The organism is Arthrobacter sp. Z4-13 (genome assembly GCF_054792705.1).
Genome location: NZ_CP096458.1, coordinates 204,509 through 225,271 on the forward strand (window position 1 = coordinate 204,509; position 20,763 = coordinate 225,271).

At 62.9% G+C, this 20,763-nt stretch carries 22 protein-coding genes; 5 read left to right on the forward strand and 17 right to left on the reverse strand.

Features of this window, described 5'->3' with window-relative positions; all coding sequences use genetic code 11:
• Window positions 1-32: 32 nt before the first annotated feature.
• The 6 genes from M1E07_RS01000 to M1E07_RS01025 all read right to left on the reverse strand — a co-directional run bounded on the left by M1E07_RS01000 (window position 33) and on the right by M1E07_RS01025 (window position 6,081).
• Window positions 33-809 carry an HpcH/HpaI aldolase/citrate lyase family protein gene (locus M1E07_RS01000; RefSeq protein WP_461186838.1) on the reverse strand — a complete coding sequence of 259 codons (777 nt, stop codon included), beginning with the start codon at window positions 807-809 and terminating at the stop codon, window positions 33-35.
• 145 nt (window positions 810-954) lie between these two features.
• Window positions 955-1,266, reverse strand: a complete 312-nt coding sequence (locus M1E07_RS01005) for a hypothetical protein (protein WP_461186553.1) — start codon at window positions 1,264-1,266, stop codon at window positions 955-957.
• Window positions 1,263-2,342 carry a tartrate dehydrogenase gene (locus M1E07_RS01010; protein ID WP_461186554.1) on the reverse strand — a complete coding sequence of 360 codons (1,080 nt, stop codon included), beginning with the start codon at window positions 2,340-2,342 and terminating at the stop codon, window positions 1,263-1,265. Before M1E07_RS01010 ends, M1E07_RS01005 begins: the two co-directional genes overlap by 4 nt.
• Before the next feature lie 36 nt (window positions 2,343-2,378).
• Window positions 2,379-3,326, reverse strand: a complete 948-nt coding sequence (locus tag M1E07_RS01015; RefSeq protein ID WP_461186555.1) for a phosphoglycerate dehydrogenase — start codon at window positions 3,324-3,326, stop codon at window positions 2,379-2,381.
• Window positions 3,327-3,447: 121 nt separating this feature from the next.
• Window positions 3,448-4,821, reverse strand: a complete 1,374-nt coding sequence (locus tag M1E07_RS01020) for a cation:dicarboxylate symporter family transporter (protein ID WP_461186556.1) — start codon at window positions 4,819-4,821, stop codon at window positions 3,448-3,450.
• A gap of 93 nt (window positions 4,822-4,914) precedes the next feature.
• Entirely contained in the window at window positions 4,915-6,081 is a 1,167-nt protein-coding gene (locus tag M1E07_RS01025; RefSeq protein ID WP_461186557.1) for a mandelate racemase/muconate lactonizing enzyme family protein, read from the reverse strand.
• A gap of 221 nt (window positions 6,082-6,302) precedes the next feature.
• On the opposite strand from M1E07_RS01025, the gene M1E07_RS01030 reads away from it, so the two are divergent.
• Window positions 6,303-7,004 carry a GntR family transcriptional regulator gene (locus tag M1E07_RS01030; protein ID WP_461186558.1) on the forward strand — a complete coding sequence of 234 codons (702 nt, stop codon included), beginning with the start codon at window positions 6,303-6,305 and terminating at the stop codon, window positions 7,002-7,004.
• Window positions 7,005-7,058: 54 nt separating this feature from the next.
• On the opposite strand, the gene M1E07_RS01035 is transcribed toward M1E07_RS01030, so the two are convergent.
• From M1E07_RS01035 to M1E07_RS01060, 6 genes are all read right to left on the reverse strand, one after another.
• The gene (locus M1E07_RS01035) at window positions 7,059-8,297 is read right to left on the reverse strand and encodes an IS256 family transposase (protein ID WP_461186839.1); all 1,239 of its coding nucleotides are present in this window, start codon (window positions 8,295-8,297) and stop codon (window positions 7,059-7,061) included.
• A gap of 202 nt (window positions 8,298-8,499) precedes the next feature.
• Window positions 8,500-9,660 carry a glycerate kinase gene (locus M1E07_RS01040; protein WP_461186559.1) on the reverse strand — a complete coding sequence of 387 codons (1,161 nt, stop codon included), beginning with the start codon at window positions 9,658-9,660 and terminating at the stop codon, window positions 8,500-8,502.
• Window positions 9,661-9,665: 5 nt separating this feature from the next.
• Window positions 9,666-11,147 (reverse strand): C4-dicarboxylate transporter DctA, encoded by a 1,482-nt coding sequence (dctA, locus tag M1E07_RS01045; protein ID WP_461186560.1) that lies wholly within the window; start codon window positions 11,145-11,147, stop codon window positions 9,666-9,668.
• A 144-nt stretch (window positions 11,148-11,291) separates the two neighbouring features.
• A complete protein-coding gene (locus tag M1E07_RS01050) occupies window positions 11,292-12,389 on the reverse strand; it encodes a tartrate dehydrogenase (RefSeq protein ID WP_461186561.1) in 1,098 nt (365 codons plus the stop codon).
• Window positions 12,390-12,554: 165 nt separating this feature from the next.
• Window positions 12,555-13,448, reverse strand: coding sequence for a LysR family transcriptional regulator (locus M1E07_RS01055; RefSeq protein ID WP_461186562.1), 894 nt, complete (start codon window positions 13,446-13,448; stop codon window positions 12,555-12,557).
• 188 nt (window positions 13,449-13,636) lie between these two features.
• On the reverse strand, window positions 13,637-15,265 hold the full coding sequence (locus M1E07_RS01060) for an SLC13 family permease (RefSeq protein WP_461186840.1): 1,629 nt from the start codon (window positions 15,263-15,265) through the stop codon (window positions 13,637-13,639).
• Between the two features lie 268 nt (window positions 15,266-15,533).
• Here M1E07_RS01060 and M1E07_RS01065 point away from each other — a divergent pair, with 268 nt between their 5' ends.
• The 3 genes from M1E07_RS01065 to M1E07_RS01075 all read left to right on the forward strand — a co-directional run bounded on the left by M1E07_RS01065 (window position 15,534) and on the right by M1E07_RS01075 (window position 16,942).
• Window positions 15,534-15,812: a hypothetical protein gene (locus M1E07_RS01065; RefSeq protein WP_461186563.1), complete on the forward strand. Its 279-nt coding sequence runs from the start codon at window positions 15,534-15,536 to the stop codon at window positions 15,810-15,812.
• Window positions 15,813-15,903: 91 nt separating this feature from the next.
• Window positions 15,904-16,626 (forward strand): GAF domain-containing protein, encoded by a 723-nt coding sequence (locus M1E07_RS01070; RefSeq protein WP_461186564.1) that lies wholly within the window; start codon window positions 15,904-15,906, stop codon window positions 16,624-16,626.
• A complete protein-coding gene (locus M1E07_RS01075) occupies window positions 16,619-16,942 on the forward strand; it encodes a hypothetical protein (RefSeq protein ID WP_461186565.1) in 324 nt (107 codons plus the stop codon). The genes M1E07_RS01070 and M1E07_RS01075 overlap by 8 nt, the downstream gene beginning before the upstream one ends.
• Window positions 16,943-17,086: 144 nt before the next feature.
• On the opposite strand, the gene M1E07_RS01080 is transcribed toward M1E07_RS01075, so the two are convergent.
• On the reverse strand, window positions 17,087-17,821 hold the full coding sequence (locus M1E07_RS01080; protein ID WP_461186566.1) for an ANTAR domain-containing protein: 735 nt from the start codon (window positions 17,819-17,821) through the stop codon (window positions 17,087-17,089).
• 68 nt (window positions 17,822-17,889) lie between these two features.
• Window positions 17,890-18,657 (reverse strand): GAF and ANTAR domain-containing protein, encoded by a 768-nt coding sequence (locus M1E07_RS01085; RefSeq protein ID WP_461186567.1) that lies wholly within the window; start codon window positions 18,655-18,657, stop codon window positions 17,890-17,892.
• 258 nt (window positions 18,658-18,915) lie between these two features.
• Between M1E07_RS01085 and M1E07_RS01090 the strand changes: the two genes are divergently transcribed.
• Entirely contained in the window at window positions 18,916-19,113 is a 198-nt protein-coding gene (locus M1E07_RS01090; protein ID WP_461186568.1) for a hypothetical protein, read from the forward strand.
• Window positions 19,114-19,155: 42 nt separating this feature from the next.
• Here the strand turns inward: M1E07_RS01090 and M1E07_RS01095 are convergent, their stop codons facing one another.
• The 3 genes from M1E07_RS01095 to M1E07_RS01105 all read right to left on the reverse strand — a co-directional run bounded on the left by M1E07_RS01095 (window position 19,156) and on the right by M1E07_RS01105 (window position 20,724).
• Window positions 19,156-19,413 (reverse strand): hypothetical protein, encoded by a 258-nt coding sequence (locus M1E07_RS01095; protein WP_461186569.1) that lies wholly within the window; start codon window positions 19,411-19,413, stop codon window positions 19,156-19,158.
• 142 nt (window positions 19,414-19,555) lie between these two features.
• Complete coding sequence (locus tag M1E07_RS01100) at window positions 19,556-20,164, reverse strand: flavodoxin family protein (protein WP_461186570.1); 609 nt, start codon at window positions 20,162-20,164, stop codon at window positions 19,556-19,558.
• Window positions 20,165-20,283: 119 nt separating this feature from the next.
• Window positions 20,284-20,724 (reverse strand): cupredoxin domain-containing protein, encoded by a 441-nt coding sequence (locus tag M1E07_RS01105; protein WP_461186571.1) that lies wholly within the window; start codon window positions 20,722-20,724, stop codon window positions 20,284-20,286.
• Between the last annotated feature and the right edge of the window lie 39 nt (window positions 20,725-20,763).

Genomic DNA, 20,763 nt, shown 5'->3' on the forward strand with positions numbered 1-20,763 from the left:
CCGTGCCGCTTCGGGCCGCCTGGGCGCAGGCGCTAACGTGCCGCGTGCACTCCGAAGGCAACGGCGAGCTTCATGATCTTCTCGGCACGGCCCAGGCGGGGCAGATCCGAGCCGTCACGGATGACGCGGCCGTTGGCTTCGAAGTCCGCCATGAAGTCGGTGGCCCAGGCGACGTCGGACGGTGTGGGGCTGATGACCTCGTTGATGACGGGGGTCTGGTCGATGGCCAGGCACAGCTTGCCGGTCATGCCCATCATCACCGTGACACCGGTCTGCTCGCGCAGGATGGGGTGGTTGGTGCCGACGGTGGGGCCGTCGATGGGGCCCGGAAGGTTGCCGACGCGGCTGGCGACGACGAGCTTGGCACGCGGGTAGGCCATGGCCTCGGCGGTGGCGGCCATGCCGGTGTCGCGGCGGAAGTCACCGGAGCCGAAGGCCAGGCGGAAGGCGCCCTGAGCCTTGGCGATCTGGTTGGCTTCCTCAATGCCGACGGCGGATTCCACCAGCGGGATGACCGGGGTCTTGCCGTCCATGCGGTGGAAGGACTCGGTGACCTGGTCCGCGGACTCGGTCTTGGCCAGCATCACGCCGAGCAGGCCCGGGGTACCGCGGAAGCCCGCGAGGTCGTCGGCCCAGAAGGGGCTGGTGGCGTCATTAATGCGCACCCAGGCTTTGCCTCCGGCGGTCAGCCAGTCAATGACGTTGTTCCGGGCCTGGTCCTTCTGGGAAGGGTCCACGGCATCTTCAATATCCAGGATGATCGAATCGGCCCGGGACACGGACGACTGGTCAAAAAGCTCGGTCTTCATGGCATTAACGAGGAGCCATGAGCGGGCGATTTCTGCTGGGACATTGCGTCTTGGATAGAAGTCCTGAATCTCATTGAGCACCGGGGTGCTGTCGTCGGTGCTCTGGGGCAGGTAGGTGTGTTGCGTCATGTGTCTCCGTGCTAGGTCAGTGGGACGGTTGCGTCGTGATGCTTGTGCGGTAGCAGAGGCCGTCTTCGGTTTCATCGGCTTCGCTCCACACTTCGATCCCGCGCCCGGCTTCATACATGGTGCGTGGCTGGGTGGAGTCGCCTGTGATCCAGAGTGCTGTGGAGTCTGCCATGGCATCGTCAACTGTCCCGGTGCGGATGATTGCGCCGTTGTGGCGGATCTGAACGGTTGTTCCGATCAGCCGGCGCCAGTGGATGTACTGGCGGAGCATGATTAGTTCTCCGCGGGCAGGCCAGGGCCAGCTTTGGCTGGTAGTTAAAGCGGTCATGGTGTGGTGAGGGCTGCGGCCACGGCTTTACCCAGATCTCTGGTGGTGGCGTTGCCGCCCATGTCCGGCGTAAGTGCCTGTTGTCCTTGGGCGAGTACGGTTTCCATGGCAGTGGTGATGGCGGCCGCGGCTTCGGGTTCTCCCAGGTGTTCGAGCATCATGGCGGCGCACCAGATCTGGCCGACGGGGTTGGCGATGCCTTGGCCGGCGATGTCGGGGGCGGAGCCGTGGACGGGTTCAAAGAGGCTGGGGAATCTGCGTTCGGGGTTGATGTTGCCGCTGGGGGCGATGCCGATGGTTCCGGTGCAGGCGGGTCCGAGGTCGGAGAGGATGTCGCCGAAGAGGTTGCTGGCGACGACGACGTCGAACCAATCGGGGTGCATGACGAAGTTAGCGGCCAGGATGTCGATGTGGTACTTATCCACGTTCACGTCACTGAAGCGCTTGGCCATTTCCTGCACGCGTTCGTCCCAGTAGGGCATGGTGATGGAGATGCCGTTGCTCTTCGTGGCGGAGGTCAGGTGCTTTTTGGGCCGGCTTTGCGCCAGGTCGAAGGCGTACTTGAGGATCCGGTCCACGCCGGTGCGGGTCATGACGGTTTCCTGAACCACGGTTTCGCGGTCGGTGCCTTCGAAGATCTTCCCGCCGATGCTGGAGTATTCGCCTTCGGTGTTTTCCCGCACGACGTAGAAGTCGACATCGCCCGGGACCCTGCCGGCCAGGGGGCTGGGCACACCGGGCAGGAGTTTGACCGGGCGGAGGCTGACGTACTGGTCGAAGTGGCGGCGGAACTGCAGAAGGCTTCCCCACAGCGAGATATGGTCAGGGACGACGTCGGGCCATCCGACGGCGCCGAAGAAGATGGAATCGAACTGGTTCAGCTCGTCGAACCACCCGTCGGGGAGCATCTTCCCGTGCCTGGTGTAGTAGTCAGCCGAAGCGTAGTCGAAGTGCTCGTATGTGAGGTTGAGGTCGAAGGCTGAGGCTGCGGCGTTCAGGACGCGCAGCCCTTCGGGCACGACTTCGGTGCCGATTCCGTCGCCGGGAATGACTGCGATGCGGTGGGATGTCGACATCAGGATCCTTCTTCGTCGCTAAGAGGTGTTTGGGGGTTAGCGGTCGACCGGGTGTGCCGGTTCGCGGTTTTCGAGGACATCGATGACCGCCTTCGCGGCGGCCAGCCCCGCCCGGGTCCGCGCTTGAGTTGTCTGGCCTGCGAGGTGGGAGGTGATGAGCACATTGTTCAGACCCCGGAGGGGGCTGTCGCCGGGCAGCGGCTCGGTCTCGAGTACGTCCAGGGCTGCTGCGGCGATGGTGCCGTCGAGAAGTGCCTTGGCCAGGGCTTCTTCGTCTACCAGTGAGCCGCGGGCGGTGTTGATGAGGATGGCGGTGGATTTCATCGCCTGCAGCTGAGGCGCGTCGATGAGTTTCCCGGCGGACTGTCCTCCGCGGGTGTGCAGGGAGAGGTAGTCAGCCTCGCGGATGACGGTGTCGAGATCGGCGAACCGGGCTGCGCTGGTATCAGGGGCGGGGTGGGCGGTGCTGACCAGGACGGTCATGCCAAGGGCGACGCCCAGGTTTGCGGTGGCGCGTCCGCTGGGGCCGTAGCCGATGATGCCCAGGGTGGAGCCGCGCAGTTCGTTTCCGGCTTCACGGGGCCAGCCGCCTTGGCGGACTGCGGTGGTGACCTCGCCGAGGCGCCGTGCGGACATGATGATCAGTCCGATGGTGAGTTCGGCAACGGAGTGGTGGTTTGTTCCAGGGGCGTTGCACACCCTGATTCCCTGTGCGGCCGCGGCCTGGATGTCGATGGAGTCGTACCCCACGCCGCTGCGCGCGATGACTCTCAGGGAGGCAGCGCCGGTGAGCATGTCGGCGGTGACCGGTTCGCTGGCGAGGATCGCTCCGGATATGCCGTCGAACAACGAGCGGCGTTCCTCAAGGGTCCGCGGCCCCCGGGAGGGTGAGTAGACCGGTTCCAGGCCGTGCTCGCGCAGGAGCTGGTCTACGGAATCTCCCGGGTGGAGGTAGTCGGTGGTGATCAGGATGCGGGCGGCCATAGTGCAGGTAGGGTCCTCATGTGATTGCCGAAGGATGATGCGCTGTCATTAGCGGTTGGGGGTTTTGGTTCACGCGGGCAGGGCCGCCGCGGTGTGTGCGGCGGCCCTGAGAGATGCGGTGTTAGTGGACGTCTACCTTGTTCGATTCCGCAGTGGCGGGTGTCTTTGATTCGATTTCGTTGTTTTTCTGGCCTGCGGCGTGCAGGGCCCGGCGTGCCTGTTCGGGGTCGTAGTCCTTTTCCCACTTACCGACGACGACGGCTGCCATCACGTTGCCCAGGACGTTGATGAACACCCGGCCTTCGTTCAGGAGCCGGTCGATGCCGACGATGAGGGCGAGAGCGGCCAGCGGGATCCCGCCTAGGGAGCTCAAGGTGCTGGCCAGGACGATGAACGCGCCGCCTGCGATTCCAGCGGTTCCCTTGCTGGTAAGCATCATGACGCCGACCATCACCAGCTGTTGCTCCCAGGAAAGGTCCATGCCAACGGCCTGCGCCAGGAAGACTGAGGCCATGGTCAGGTAGACGGCGGAACCGTCGAGGTTGAAAGAGAACCCGGACGGGATGACGATGCCGACGGTCGATTTGCCGACGCCCATCGCTTCGAGCTTCTTGATCAGCTGCGGAAGGACCGCTTCGCTGGAGCAGGTGCTCAGGGCGATCAGCAGTTCGGCCTTGAAGTAGCGCATGACCGTGAAGATGTTCAGCCCGCAGGTACGGGCGATGATGCCCAGGACCACAAGGACGTACACGATGCAGGTTCCGGTGAACAGCAGGACGAGGTAACCCAGTTGCTGCAGGCTCGCGGTGCCATAGTTGGCCACCACGGCCGCCAGTGCACCGAAGGTGCCGATGGGGGCTAGGCGCATGACCCAGTTGACGATCTTGAAGATCACCGTGGACAGGGCCTGGATGCCCTTGGTCAGGAAGGCGCCGGCTTCACCGGAGACATTCATTGCGGCGCCGAAGATGATGGAGACCATCAGCGCGGCGATGATGGTGTGGCCGGTCAGGGCGCCGAAGAGGGATTCGGGGATGATGTTGTTGACGAATTCGATGCCGTTGAAGCCTTCGTTGGCCGTTGCCGGGACTTTACTGGAGTCCAGCTGGGACGGGTCGATGTTCATGCCGTCACCGGGACGGAATACGTTGGCGACAACCAGGCCGATGAGCATCGACAGCAGCGACAGGGCGAGGAAGTAGCCCAGTGCCTTCACACCGATGCGGCCGGCCTTGCGCAGGCTGTCCATGGATGCGATGCCAAGGGAAACAACACAGAACACCACCGGAATGACGATCATCTTCACCAGGGCGATGAACCAGTCGCTGAGCGGGGTGAGCTGTTTGCCGACTTCGGGGAGGAGGAAGCCGACGGCGATGCCCAGGACGGCACCCAGGACGACCTGGAACCAGAGTTCGCGCATCAGCCGGCCGAACCGGGATCGTTGCTTGGGCGGGTGGGCGGAATGTTGCGGGTTCTGCATGGTGTGGGACATCTTGGGTGCTCCTTTGCACGACAGACAGAGAAAATTTGAGAGGTGCGGTCCCGGGCAGTGATACTGCCCGGGACCAGGGCACTACCGGGGTGGTTAGCTGTGCAGTTCGCGCAGGACCTTGTAGAACTCGGCTTTACCTTCAAGCCCGATGCCCGGCAGGTCGCCCGGGGCCACGCGGCTGTTGACGATGACAGCGTCATCGGTGAAGCCGCCGGTGGGCTGGAACTCGCCCGGGTAGGACTCGTTTCCGCCGAGCTTGAGGGCTGCAGCGATGTGCAGGGAGAACTGGTGCCCGCCGTGCGGGATGCAGCGGCGTGAGGACCAGCCGTGCTGGGCGAGCATGTCCTGGATGCGGCGGTATTCTGTCAGGCCGTAGCTCAGGGCCGGGTCGACCTGGATAAAGTCCCGGTCCGGGCGCATGCCGCCGTAGCGGACCAGGTTGCGGGCGTCCTGGAGGGAGAACAGGTTCTCTCCGGTGGCGATCGGGTTTTTGTAGTGCTCGGAGAGCGTGGCGTTCAAGGCGTAGTCCAGCGGGTCGCCGACTTCCTCGTACCAGAACAGTCCGTACTGGTCGATGGCTTTGCCGTATTTCAGCGCCGTCTCCAGGTCGAACTTGCCGTTGACGTCCACCATCAGGCGGGAACCGTCGCCGTCGAGGACCTCGATCACGGCTTCGATGCGGCGGAGGTCTTCGGCCAGGTCGGCGCCGCCGATCTTCATCTTGACCACGTCGTAGCCCTTGGCCAGGAAGCCACGCATTTCGTTCTGCAGGTCCTCGAGGCTCTTGCCGGGAGCGTAGTAACCGCCGGCGGCGTAGACGAAGACATCCTTATCCGGGTTTCCATCTCCATAGTGGTCCGAGATCCACCGGTACAGCGGGACGCCGGCGATCTTCGCGGCCAGGTCGTGCAGAGCCATGTCAGCCACACCGACAGCAACCGAGCGCTCACCGTGGCCGCCGGGCTTTTCGTTGGACATCATCAGGTCCCACGCCTTTTCCGGCGAGAGCTGGCCGTCCTCGTCCAGAAGGTCTTCGGACGGGGCATCCATGATGCGCGGAAGGATGCGGTCCTTCAGGATGCCGGTGGCGTTGTAACGGCCGTTGGAGTTGAACCCGTAACCAACCAGGGGCTTGCCGTCGACGAAAACATCCGAGACGAGCGCAATGATCGTGCAGTCCATCTTGGTGAAGTCAATGAAGGCATTCCGGATCGAGGAACTGATGGGGATGGTGCCTACGTGAGCGGAAACAATTTTCATCTTTGAAACTCTCCTGAGTGGGTATCTTATTTCTTATAAGACTCGGGTCGAGGTCAACCCGAGCTGCTAAGGCGTGCAGCCCTTCGAACAAATATCTTATAAGACTTGCACTCAAGGTTAGCGGCGAGTGACGCCGCGCACAAGTCGTCGGATGGAATTTCTTATAAGATGTTCAGGGGAGCAAGGTGGCTCCACCGCCAGTAAGAGAATCGGAGCGTCAGATGAGCACCACGAACGTCTTTTCCAGTAAGGGAAGTCTGGCATACAGCGAACTCCGCCAGATGATCCTCTCCGGCAACCTTGCCCCCGGCTCACGCGTCTCCCAGTACGAACTGGCGGACAAGATGCAGATGAGCATCACCCCCCTCCGCGAAGCGATCCGCCGACTCTCAAGCGAAGGCCTGATCATCATGGATACCCACCGGGACTCCCGCGTGGCTGACGTGAGTGCTTCAGAGGCCCGCGAACTGCTTGAAGTCCGCCTCTCGCTGGAGCCGTCAGCGACCGAGTTGGCCGCACACCGCCGGACCGAAGCCGACGTTGCCGCTATGCGCACTGCAGCGGAGAAACTGCTGCCGGTCACCAGGGTCTGGGGCGAGGACGCCATCACGGCACACCGCGATTTCCACCGGGCCGTCTACACCGCCTCCCACAACGCCAGCATGATCAAGCTCCTGGATGACCTGTGGGACAAGTCCGACCGCTACCGCCGCCTCGGCCTGGAACTCCCATCCGGCGATGAACCCCGGACCATCGACCTGAACCAGCACCACCAGATACTTGAACTTGTAGCCTCCGGCGACGGTCCCGGCGCAGCCGAACTCGCCCGCACCCACATCGCCAACAGCCTCACAGCCTCAGTAACCGGCGCCCTGGAGGAACGCGAAAACGTCCAATCAGCAACCATGGAGATGACCGCCTAATATTCGCCGATCGCGTCGGGACTGTCCGATTTTCGGTGGATCCACGGATGGCATTTAGTTGATTCTTCCGTCGAAGGTGATGGCGAAGGCGTTGAGCGCCGGCTTCCATCGTGTGGCCCATCGTGCCCTGCCTTTGCCTGTGGGGTCTAGTGCCCGCGTGGCGAGGTAGAGGCATTTCAGGGCCGCTTGCTCTGTGGGGAAATGGCCTCTGGCCCTGACAGCTCGCCGGTAGCGGGCGTTGAGGGATTCGATGGCGTTGGTGCTGCAGATGACCCGCCGGATTTCGACGTCGTAGTCCAGGAATGGCACGAACTCGCTCCAGGCGTTCTCCCACAGCCGGGTGATCGCCGGGTACTGCTTGCCCCATTTGGTCGAGAACTCGACGAAGCGCTCCTTCGCCGCGGCCTCTGAGGGTGCTGTGTAGACCGGGCGGAGGTCCCGGGACATTTCGTCCCAGTATTGCCGGGCCGCGTAGCGGAAGGTGTTGCGGATCAGGTGCACGATGCAGGTCTGAACCACTGCACGTTCCCAGACGGTAGTGATGGCTTCCGGCAGGCCCTTGAGCCCGTCGCAGACTGTGATGCAGACGTCCTCGGCGCCGCGGTTCTTGATTTCGGTCAGCACCGAGAGCCAGAACTTGGCGCCTTCGCCGCCATCCCCGGCCCACAGCCCCAGAATGTCGCGTTCCCCGTTGACGCTGACACCGATCGCGACGTAGACCGGCCGGTTCGTGACCTGCCCGTCCCTGACCTTGACGTGGATAGCGTCGATGAACACCACCGGGTAGACCCTGTCCAGGGGCCGGTTCTGCCACTCGGTCATCTCACCGATGACCTTCTCCGTGATGCGCGAGATGGTGTCTTTGGAAACCCTGGCGCCGAACACTTCCGCGAAGTGCGCCGCGATCTCCCCGGTCGTGAGCCCTTTCGCGCTCAGTGACAACACAATCTCGTCAACACCGGTCAGGCGGCGCTGCCGCTTTTTCACGATCTGCGGATCGAACGTCGCACCGGTGTCCCGCGGCACGTCGATCTCCACCGGCCCGATCTCGGTCAGCACCGTCTTCGTGCGGGTGCCGTTGCGGGAATTCCCACTCCCGCGCCCGGACACGTCGTGTTTTTCGTAGCCGAGGTGTTCGTCCATTTCCGCTTCCAGAGCGGTCTCCAGGACGTTCTTCGTCAATCGGTTCAACAGCCCGTCCGGACCGACGAGGTCGATGCCTTGGTCCCTGGCCTGGGCCAGGAGCTGCTGCGCTAACTCTTGCTGATCCACATCAGTCGCCATGGGATCCATGGTTCCGCTCATGATCAGTCCTCCCCGCCAGGCAACACCCGGCGTGTCAGGCCAACCGCGGATCCACCGTTATTCAGACAGTCCCGTCGCGTCAGGTTTCGGTGCCCCAACAAGACGAACTTTCGGCCGGCTTGCGAATACAGAAACACCCGCCCGTGGTACGGGGGCGGGTGTTTCTGTTTGCGCAGTAGGTGGAGTTCAGTTACAGGAGGCTTGTTCCGATTTCTTTACCGATTTGTCGGAGCAGCGTGGCGGAGAGGTCGGGGTCTCTGGAGGAGTCGAGGGCGGTGTAGTCGGCCAGTGTGTAAACCCGGGTGAGGGCCATTTCGGACCATCGCTCTTTGGGGAGCAGTGAGCGGCCGGCGACGGCGATGATGGGGCGGCTGCCTGACCTTCGGGCAACAGCGGCGGGCAGTTTCCCTGCGAGGGTTTGTTCGTCGATGCTGCCTTCGCCGGTGATGACCACATCGCAGCTGTCCTTGCGGGTATTGAAGTCGAGCAGGTCCAGGAAGTAGTCGGCTCCGGATACCTGTTTGGCGCCGAGCAGGAGGCAGGCGTAGCCGATGCCGCCGGCGCTTCCGGCGCCTTCATGTGCTGCAAGGGACTCCGCGTCGGTAAATCTGGCTTCTGCCATTTTTGTCACGAAGTGCCCCAGGCTCTCGTCAAGGAATGCGACGTCCTCTGCTGTGGCGCCCTTTTGCGGGGCGAAGACTGCCGGTGCGCCGTTGGGGCCACGGAGGGGGTTGTGGACGTCGCTCGCGACGATAAGTTCGGTGTCCTGCAGTTCCGGGAGTGCGGTGCGGTGAACGGACTGGATTTGTCCCAACGCTCGTCCGCTGCCGTAGAGCTGGCGCCCTTGGGAGTCGTGGAAGCTGTAGCCGAGGGCGGTGAGCATTCCCATTCCGCCGTCGGTGCTGGCGCTGCCGCCCAGGGCCAGGACGATTCTTGCAGGGTTGAGGCTGAGCGCGAACAGGACGGCTTCGCCGAAGCCGCGGCTGGAGGAGTTCAATGCTTCCAGTTTGCCTTCGGGCAGCAGTCCGATTCCGCAGGTGTTGGCCACCTCGACGACGGCGGTGGTGCCGTCGAATGCGATGCTGGCCTGTACGGGTTGGCCGGTGGGTCCTGCCACGGTGTAGGTGCGGCGGGTGAAGCCGGAGGTGACGGCGGCGTCGACGCTGCCGTCACCTCCGTCCGCCAGGGGAAGGAGTTCGCACTGGACTGCTCCGGCTGTGCCTGGGACGTCAGCGGCGGAGCGAAGCCCTGTTGCCAGGGCCTGCGCTACTTCGCTGGCTGTGAGGCTGCCCTTGAACTTGTCGGGGGCGATGAGGGTCCGCACGGTTTTGGGGGCGGTGGTTGTGCTCATGTCAGTTAGATTGTCTCCGAGTGGATGGGGCGGGAGCCCGCGGGGGCAAGCTCGGCAACCGGTCCTGCGTGCCTGGGAACAGTGTCCTTGGGCCCGTGGTGTCCGTATTCGGCCAGGTCTTCGTCGATGTCGGTGATTTCGTCCAGGGGGATGGGGTCCTCGGCGGGCATCGGTTCGACGGTTTCGCCGTTGAAGACGCGGCGGGCACGGTCGGCGTCCAGGGTGCGGTCCCACCAGGCGATGAAGAGGGTGGCGACGGCGTTGCCGGTGAAGTTCACCAGAGCCCGGCATTCCGACATGAATTTGTCGATCCCGAAGATGAGCATGATGCCAGCGGCGGGAATGGTGCCGAGAGTGGTGAGGGTTGCGGTGAGTGCGATGAAGCCGCCTCCTGCGACACCGGCTGCCCCCTTGGAGGTCAGCAGCATGACCGCGAGCAGGCCCAGCTGCTCACCCAGGGTCAGGTCCGTGTTGGTGGCCTGGGCGATGTAGAGGGCGGCCAGGGAGAGGTAGATCGCTGCGCCGTCGAGGTTGAAGCTGTACCCGGTGGGGACAACCAGACCCACGGTCTCTTTCTTGACGCCGGCGTGCTCGAGCTTGCGCATCAGGCCGGGCAGGGCCGGTTCCGCGGTGGAGGTGCCCAGGATGAGCATGTATTCCTCTTTGAGGTGGCGGATCATCTTGAAAATGTTCAGCCTCAGGAAGACCATGATCGAGCCGAGCACGATCACCACGAACAGGATGGAGGTGATGTAGAACAGGGCGATGAGCCCGCCCATGCTGGTCAGGGAAGAGACGCCGAACTTCCCGACGGCGTAGGCCATGGCACCGAAGGCACCGATGGGAGCGGCCTTCATGATGAAGCCCAGGATCTTGAACATCACGCCGGTCAGGCGCTGTACGCCGTCCAGGACGGGGGCGCCTACTTTGCCCATGGCGTTCAGGGCGATGCCGAAGACCACGGCGATGAAGATGATCTGCAGGATGTTGCCCTCAGCGAAAGGGGAAACCATGCTTTCGGGAATGATATGCGTGAGGAACTGCCACCATTCCTGGTTCGCTCCGGCGTCGATCAGCTTGGCGGCGGACTCGGAGGTCTCGATGCTGTCCGCGTCGGCGTTGACGCCGTCGCCCAGCCGGAAGAGGTTGATGGCGACCAGGCCGAAGATCATCGCCAGGATGGTGCCGACCTGGAAGTAGGTCAGGGCCTTCAGACCCATCATGCCAACCTTTTTCAGGTCCGCGACGCTCGCGATGCCGCCCACGATGGTCAGGAAGACGATGGGTCCGATGAGCATCTTCATCGCATCCACAAACGTGGTCCCGATGGGTTCCATGGCGATGCCGACACTGGGCGCGAGCCAGCCGACGAGAATACCGACGACGATGGCGGTCAGTACCCAGAAATACAGTTGGCGGTACAAAGGTGTTTTGCGGGCCGGGGTTTGTGCTGTGTGCGCGCTGCCGGCAGAGCTGATGTGATCCATGATTCCTACCTCGTTGTGGAATGTAGCTGGAAGATGGGGTGAAAGGTGGGCATGACGGAGTGGGCGGCGGCGACTTGCTGCACCGCCGCCGACTCCGGGCGGGTTTGCTGCTGCCGGCCGGGATGTCTCCCGGCTGATTCCTGGCTAGACGGCGGCCAGGGTGTTGGTCAGGGCCTTGATGATGGCCTCGGTGACGTCTTCAGTGTTTGCGGTCCCGCCAACGTCGCGGGTCAGGTGACCTGATCCGGTCGCCGTTTCGATTGCGGCTTCAACCTTGCGTGCTTCCTCGTGCAGGCCGAAGTGGTCCAGCATCAGCGCAGCGGAGGCGATGGCACCGATCGGGTTGCTGATGCCCTGCCCGGCGATGTCCGGAGCGGAGCCGTGGACCGGTTCGAACATGGACGGGAAGCGGCGCTCCGGGTTCAGGTTGGCGCTGGCGGCCAGGCCCAGGCTGCCGGCCAGGGCCGAGCCAAGGTCCGAGAGGATGTCGGCGTTCAGGTTGGACGCCACCACCACGGACAGGTCTTCGGGCTTGAGGATGAACTTAGCGCTCATCGCATCCACGAGCACGCTTTCGGTCTGAACGTCCGGGTAGTCCAGGGCCACGCGGTTGAAGACTTCGTCCCACAGGACCATGCCGTACTGCTGGGCGTTGGACTTGGTGACCGAGGAAACCTTCTTCACGGTGCGGGTCCGCGCGAGGTCGAACGCGAAGCGCATGATGCGTTCGCAGCCCTTTTCGGTGAACAGTGCGGTCTGCAGGGCCACTTCGTTGCCGGGGCCGCGGCCGCTGAGGTTGCGCCCGCCCAGGCCGGCGTATTCACCTTCGCTGTTTTCGCGGACCACGACCCAGTCGAGTTCGGTGTTGTCGGCCTTGCGCAGCGGGGACTGGACACCGGGGAGGAACTTCACGGGGCGGATGTTGGCCCACTGATCGAAGTTCTGGGTGATGTTCAGGCGCAGGCCCCAGAGGCTGATGTGGTCCGGGACGTTTTCCCAGCCGACGGCGCCGAAGTAGATCGCGTCGAAGTCCTTCAGCGTCTCCAGGCCATCATCGGCCATCATCTTGCCGGTTTCTGCGTAGTACCCGCAGCCCCAGGGGAACTCGGTCCAGTCGAAGGCGAACTTGCCGTTGGAGTTAGCTGCCAGGGCGTCCAGGACGCGGCGTCCTGCGGAGACAACTTCCTTGCCCACACCGTCGGCGGGGATGGATGCGATGCTGAATTTCTGGGTGGCGCTCATGTGCCTACCTCCTCGTTGAGTATTTAGCAGTGAGCCTGTTAGCGGGGTCACACTGTTCTTCCTCTTCAAGTAGACGGCCTGCTCCTATGGGGCGTCCAAGACTAAGATTCGATACGGCATATAGGCTCCACCTATCGATGTGGCGGCGACGGCCCGGCGGCAGCCTTAGGGCCGGGGGGAGGCGTGGAGTTTTGCCACGGCCAGGAAGGCCCGGGCAGCCGGGGTGAGGTCTTCCTTTCGGCTGAGGACCGCAACGTCCAGGTGGGAGACGGGTTCGATGAGCAGGGTTCTGAGTCCTGATTTGTGGGCCAGGGGCGCCCAGGATGATGGCATCACTGCATGGCCCACGCCCGCCAGCACGAGGGGGAGGATCGAGGTCCGATGGGCGACTTCGACAACGATCTCGGTGTCGACCCCGTGGGCCAGGGCGTCGTCGACCAACCAGCGCATCAGGGATCCGCGCTGGCTCGCGATCAGCCGGTGGCCGCCCAAATCCTCCCGCTGTATCGACTGTCCTGGGTTGAAGGTGTCTGCCTGGGGATTGACGATGAGAATCAGGGGCTGGCGTTCCAGCTCAAGGACTTGGACTCCGGGCACCCGGATGGGGGTGGGGGAGCCTGCGAGGCCGACCTCCGTGCTGCCGGTCCGGACAGAGTCGATGACTTCTTCCGGTGTGAAGGCAGCACTGACGTTGAGCCGGACAGAAGGGTGCAGCCGGGTGAAGCCGGCGATCATGGACGTCAGTGGTTCGATGCCGGGGGAGGGCATGGTGATGATATCCAGCCGCCCGCTCCGGACGCCCCGCAGTGCCTGGACGGCTGAGGCGGCCGCATCAAGGTCACGCATGACCAGTCTGGCCGGGCCGACGAGTTCCTTGCCCGCTTCGCTGAGGACGGCGCGGCGGCCGATGCGGTGGAACAGCGGCACTCCCAGGTCCTTCTCCAGGCTCGCAATGGTTTGCGACAGCGACGGCTGGGCGATCAGCAGATGCTCTGCCGCCCGATTAAACCCGTCGTGATCTACCACGGCCAAAAAATACTTCAGCTTCCGCGTATCCACGCAACTCCCTCATGCATTCGACGTGTGGTTCTTTTGCAACGCCATCGTCTTCGCGATGCGCACAGCAAAGCTTAGATAGCCTACGCCTATTAGAGGTATCGCCTCATGCCTCTGGACCGGACGCAGAGCAGCCCGCCAGGTCCATTGGCCTCCTTGAGACAGCTGTGGACTGGCGGGCTGGGATTGTGCTATCGGCCGATACCTGTAATACCGACCATGATCGGGACGATGCTGATGATGAGGATCGCGCCGAGGATGTCAAAAACGAATCCGGTGCGGACCATGCGGGTGATGGGGACCGCGCCCGAGCCGTAGACAATGGCGTTCTGCGGTGTGGAGACGGGCAGCATGAACCCGAAGGATGCGGCGAACGTCGCGGCAAGGGCGGGAACAAGGGGGTCCACTCCCATGGCAACACACAACGGGATGACGATAGGAACGACGACGGCGGCAGAGGCGGTGTTGCTGGTTGTTTCCGAGATGAGGATTGCCAGGATCGCCGAGAACGCGGTGATCGCTACGACGCTGGTGACGCCCAGGTTGTCAGCGGCAGCGTTTCCGATCGTTTCGGCCAGGCCGGTGGATGAAAGAAGGGCGCCGAAGATGATGCCCGTACCGAAAAGGAGGATCGTGCCCCAGTCGATCTTTGCCGCGTGGGACCAGGTCAAGGTTGCGCGGCGCTCTTTCCAGTTGGTCGGAAGGATAAACAGCAGGGAGGCGCCGATCACGGCAACAATGCCTTCGTCCAGCCGGTCATCCAGAAACGTGTACACCTCCGAGTCCGTGCCGGCAAAGAGGCCAGCGAGGGCCGGGAGCAACCACAGCGTCACGGTCAGGCCGAAAGCGATAAGGGTGTTGATTTCGGCCCGGGACATCTTGCCTTGCTGGGCCTTCTGCTCGCTAATGAACTTATCCACGCCTTCGATCCGGCGGATCTCCGGCTTGTTCAGCAGGAATATGATGAGGGCCAGCACGACGAACATCGCGGCGCAGACAGGAGCGACAGTGGCTGTCCATTGAACGAAGGAAATCTGGGTTCCGGTTGCTTCCTCGATGAGGCCGCGGCCGATCAGGTTCGGGGGCGATCCGACCGGGGTCAGGAGGCCGCCGACGCTGGCGCCGTAGGCGAGCATCAGCATCAGTGCTGCCCCCACGCGCAGGCGCAGCGGGTCGAAGTCTGCCTTGACGACCCCGCGGTCCTGCATCAGCTGTGCAATGACGGCCAGGATTCCCAGTGCGGTGGGCATCAGCATCGCCACGGTGGCGGTGTTCGAGACGAACGCGGACAGCAGGCAGGTGATCACGCCGAAAGCGACGATCACCCGGTAGGTTGATTTCGCGACACCGGGAATGGACAAAACAGCGAAGGCCAACCGCTGAGCGATGCCGTGCTTAAGCATGGCTGCAGCGAGGATGAAGGCGCCGATGAAGGTGAAGATGGTGGTTGAGCCAAAGGGGCGCAGTACCTCATTGGCTGGTGCCACGCCAAGCAGAACGATCGCGGCCACCCCGATCAGCCCGCCGACCGGAATGGGTACCGGTTCGCAGATCCACAGGATGATGACGCCCAGCAGGACCGCGGCGAGCAGCTGTTGGGTGTGCTCCATCCCGGTCGGGAGAAGCGCGAAAATAATTGCTACTGCCGGTGCCAGGAAGAATCCGAGTGTTTGTCGGGCCCGCTCAAACTTCTCCTCACGAGGAGAGAGCTTCTGCTCACTCAAACTCCTGAAGGTCCTGCCGCCCAGTAAGGCCGCTCGAACATCCGTCCGTTGTGGTGCGGACGCGGCTTCTGAGGATGCCGTTAGCTTGCTGGACATCATCGTCCTTTCGTCGTAGGGGTTAAACCCACTGTGCATCCGTGACCCGAATCACGTCCAAGACGAATTCCCTACTTGTTCAATAGGAAAAACCAATCTCACCCCCAAGGGCATCCCCAGCTGATCATGCTGGAGCCGAGCAATCCCGGCGGCTTCAGCTACTGCCGCGCCCCTGACACGCGCACGGTGCCCTGTACATTTGCCCTTTTGCGACGGGACTGCTGGGCTGCTTCTGGTGAAGGACTGGAGAAGGTAACGGGTCTACCGGATGCAGGCTGATGACCGCGGCTTCGCCGATGTCCTCACCATGACCTTTCCGACCGCCAAGGCCTTCGAGGAGGAACGCAACCGCTCCGCCAACGCCCTTGGGGAACTGCTCGACCGGGCCAAAGCCGCAGGCAAACTGCGGCAGGACTTCGCCCACCTGCGGACCGTGACACCTCGGCTGTATCTGTGCCTGCTCCAGATGTCCCTCAGCCAGCTTGGGCCGCAGCCTACCCGTACGGAATTGCCTTTGCCGTCCGGGCTGGGGGAGAAGTTATGCTGAGCATGGATGGCGGCTGTATCTGGCTGCTCCCTGCCCAGCAGAGGGCACCCGCCCAAGGACAGCATTGTCCTGATGCAGAAGGCCGGCTCCGATGCCACAGCAGCTTCCCCTTAGTGAACTTACCCTCGTCATGGCCCGTATCGAGGACCTTCTTCTGACGGAGGAGAAAGTTGGCCGGGCGGTCCAGTTGCTCGCCGAGGGCATCCGGGATGCTTTTCCCGGAAGTTCAGGCGCCGGGGTGTCGCTGCTGGACGGACAGGGCCAACGGATCAGCACCGGCTCCACAGACCCGGTCGTTCTAAGGGCCGATGAGGCACAGTACGAACTCGGTCAGGGGCCCTGCCTGACCGCTTGGGCAACAGAAAACACGGTCCTGGTACAGGACGCCGCGGGTGATGACCGCTGGCCGCTGTGGGCCCGGGCGATTGCCGGGCTGCCCGTGCGGTCGGTCATCAGCGCACCACTCCTGGCCGGCACGAAATGCCTGGGGGCCCTGAAAATCTACTCTGAGGAACCAGGCACCTACGATGAAAGCACGGCCCGGTCGCTGGAAAAGCTTGCCGCCCCGGCAGCTCTGCTGCTGGATAACATCCAGGGATCTGAGACACCCCGGCGGTTTAGCGCAGTCCTCACCACAGCCCTTACCAGCAGGGACAGCGCCAACCACGCGGCCGGGATACTTATGGAACGCCACGGGATAGGACCAGAGCAGGCCCACCAGGAACTCCTTCGGATGGCCCGGGCGACTGGCAAGCCAATTACAGCTGTCGCAACTGACGTGATTACCGGCAGGAGGAACAGCAGCCATGACTGAAGATGACGACCAGGACCGCCTGTTCGCCTCAAGTGAACTTGAGCAGCGCCAAAGCAGACTTCTGCGCGAAGCCCTGAGCAGTTCCGAGATAAGAACCGGGGAGCTCTGGCTGCGCTACTTCAGCATCGGCGGCATGGTGGATGAATACGAAGTAGACGCCTACGTCCATTCAGCAATGTCCCTGCCCGCACTCCAGCGGGACCTGCTCGCGCAGGCCGCGAACGAACTCATCGACGAATTACCACCCCCACCGCGGGCACCGTACCTGGATGACCTCACACATGTTGAGGACCGGCAGGGAGGCCGGCGGAAATAGCCCAGACGCTCTAAAAAGACCAGCGCGACCAAACGAGGACTCTCATTGGCTCAGTCAGGAATCCGGGCGGCTGAGCCGGGAACCGAGCTTCAGAGCTAAGCTGCAGTCGATTAGCAGTGTTTAGTAGCGCGGTGACGGGTTGCTTTATGCGTCGAAGTGGGTCTGGACGGTGCCGCCGGAGAGCTGTTCGATGAGTTCGGTGGCTACGTCACGCAGTTTGCGGTTGCGGTTGCTGGAGACTTTGGTGAGGATTCGCATTGCTTCTGCCTGGGAGCACCGGTTTTGGGCCATGATGACACCACAGGCCAGGTTGATGGCGGTCCGGCTTTGCATGGCTGCCTCCAGATCCTCGGCACGGTTCTGCGCGGCGCCCATGCGCACCGAGAGTTGAAGCGTGCTGCGGGCGGCCACAGCAAAGCCCTCTGCCTTGTCATGGACGTCAGGGGTAAAGACGCCGGGCTTGGACGCGAAGAAGTTCAGTGCCGCCTTGGCGTCGCCGCTGATCTCCAGGGGCACCCCCAGGGAGCTGTGGACGTTCGCCTCTGCAAATTTCCGGGTCAGCTCTGGCCAGCGCCGATCTGTTGTGACGTCGTCGATCACCACCGGGGACATGTCCCGCAGCGCTGCAATGCAGGGACCATCGCCTACTGCCTGTTCTATGCGATCCAGTTCCACGGCGCGTTGACTGCTGCCGGCGGCGGTGGAGGGCCTGCGCCTTACTTTGACGGTAACGGCGCATTCGACCTCGGCGCCGGCAGCTTCAGAAACCGCCGCGGCGGCGAGCTTAGAGAGGCCGGAAAGGAACTCAACAGCATCTTCAGCGCTCACCAAAATGATCTGAAGCTGCTCTACAGGCTCGTTTTCCAGGGAATAGGGCATGGGCCAATGGTACGTCCCCACCGCCTCCAACCACGGCGGAGGTCTCTAAAGGAGCTTTTGTCGCACACTCACCGTTTCCGGTGACGCGCTTGTGGGGCTGGTAAGGGTTCGAAGTAGGTGGTGCCGGGTGCTCCAGCGACGGCGGAAACAATTCCCCAGGCGACGTCATGCAGCTTCTGGTTACGGGTGCTGGAAGCCCGCCGGAGAATTTCGAACGCTTCATCTCCGGTGCAGCGGTTCTGGGCCATGATGATGCCGCGGGCCATGTCGATGACCGTCCTGTGGCCTAATCCCGCGGTAAGGTCCTCCGTGCGGAGCTCGGCAGCGGCGATCCGCAGGCCCAGCCGCAGCGCATGGCCGGCAACGTCCACGAACCGCATAACATCCCCGGTGACCTCCTCAGTAAAGATGCCGGGTCCGTCAGCGAAGAAATTCAGGGCCGCAGAAGCGTTTTTCCCGAGGTTTATTGGTACGCCCAGGACGCTGCCGATGCCTTTGTCCGCCAGCTCGCGCTGGAACCTGGGCCAGCGGGGATCTGATGAGACGTCGTCCAGCAGCACCGGCTCTCCGGTGCGAAGGGCTTCAAGGCAGGGCCCGTCGCCCAGGCGTTGTTCGACGCCGTCCAGGAGGATGGCCTGGTCACTGCTGCCGGCGATCGTCGCGGGGCGTTTGTGCCGGTGCAGGGTCACGGCACACTCGATCGTGGCTCCGGCCGCCCTGGTCAGCGCTACAGCCGCGAGCCCGGTCATGCCATCAAGAAGGCTTTTGATGTCTTCCATTTCGGCTACCAAATCATGCAACCGCTCGAAATCATCCGCCTCGTCCGGGGTCTCCATACCGCCCAACCTAGGGCAGCCGGTGCCGCTCCACAACGCCCGTCCATCCGCGACCATCCACTAAAGCAAGGTGTGAACCTCGCCCCACAGTGCGCATGTCCTGCCGCTTTGGGGTGGGCAGGTTTTTTTGGCACAGCTGGTGACCTCGGCGGGGTGAACCTGACACCATGGAGAGTAGCTCCAGCAGCGGCGGCTCACGGTGAGAACGAGGGTGAACGCCGAACCACCGGGTCGGTGTTCGGTAAACATGGGTTTCTGATGGAAGATCCACGACGGACAGCACTGAACCTGATTGAACAGGACGACTGGTACCTCCATGAACTGTGGCTGAGGTACTGGGCCAACGGCGGGCAGGCACAGCAGTTCGAATTCAATGCCTACCTGCATGGGGCGTGCGAGCTGAGCCCCTTCGACCTGAAGATCCTTGCCTGGGCCCTTGAAGAAATCACCGCCTAAGCGGATCCGTTGCCAGCGCCGTCTTGGCTGATCCTGGCGCTGTTAGACCAGATCAGGTGCGCTGGCCATGATGTAATCGGCTGCAGCCGGTCCCTTCATGCCTACATGGTTGTGCTCAGGCTTGATCCTGTGGGATTTCAGCGCCTCCCAGAGGGCCTCAGGGCCTTGCGGTTCTTCCTGATTCAGCAGGCACCAGCTCGTGTACAGCCCGTAGAGCTCATCCGGGCTTAGACCCGCTTCCTTGTCCTGATCTTCATCAACTGCCTGGGCAAGAAAAACCTCAAAATGCGGACGGCTCATCACAACTGCCTTTCATCAAACACAACACAACCAACGCGTCCGGGCTCGCCCGTACCCGTGTTGGAAATCTACACGGGGATTCAGCGGCCGGGCGACTTTAGGCGTTCAGCCCTATGTCCGGCCAGGCGGATTGCGGTGGCCCTTACCCGGCAGGGTAGGGGGCGGAGGTGAGGGCCCGGGCGAGGTGGGCGGCGTTACGGGCGGCCCCGGCCGTGGTGGCAGCTGTTTTTTCGGGAACACTGTCAAGGTCCTGGTAGTCCACGGTATGCATGGCCTCTCCGACCCAGTACGTCCCGCCTTGGGCGGGGATGGTAAAGCCGACATCGTTCAGGGCCTGCTGCATATCGGCAATGACTTTGTGGGCGCCGTCCTCGTTGCCCACCACCGCAACGATCGCTACTTTCCCGTACATGATGGGCCGGCCATCATCATCTGTTTCGGACAGGTCCGCGTCGAGCCGTTCGATAACGCGTTGGGCGATGCTGCAGGGGTGGCCCATCCAGATTGGGGTGGCAAGGACCAAAATGTCCGCCGCGAGGATCTTCTCGCGGATCCCGGGCCACGCGTCCCCGCCGCCCATGTCGGTCTGGACGCCGGGCATCACGTTATGATCGACCACCCGCAGCGACGCCGTGCCCACGCCATGGCTTTCGAGCTGGTCAAGAACGTGGCGGGCCAGGAGCTCGCTGCTGGACGGTGCCGGCGAAGGGGTGAGGGAGCAGATAAGGGCAATCGCGGTCAGATCAGCCATGGTTTGAGCCTTCTCCGTCGTCGAGTCTTCAGTGGTAGTTGTAGTTGAATCCTGCACGCTATGAGTCGTCCCCGGGCAGAAACCTGCACACCATACGACGGCCACATCCAGCCGGTGCGTCATTTCACCGTGAGGGTGCCTTTCATGTTGCCGTGGAAGATGCAGTGGTAGGGGTAGGTCCCGGGTTCGGTGGGGGCGGTGAACGTGGTGGTACCGACTTTGGTGATGGTGTCGAAGGCGTTGCCGGTGTCAGCGGTGATGGTGTGCGCTTCGACGTCGTCATTGGTGACCGTGATTTCCGCTCCGGGGCTCACAGTGTCCGTTCCCTGGTATTTGAAGCCCTTGATCAGAATTTCCGCCGGGGCTGCCGCCGGTGTACCGGAGGCTGAGGGGGTAGGTTCTGTAGTGACGGCAGGAGCTGACGGGAATTCTTCGGTCAGTGTGGGGGCGGCGGTCGTTCCGGACCCGGGCATCCCAGGGTTGCCGCAGCCGGACAGGGCCAGCACAAGTGCTGCTGCCGCGAGTCCGAGTCCGCCAGCGGTTCTGGTGTTTGCTTTCATGGGTGACCTTTCACGGGCGCCGCAGGTGTATTTGCTGAA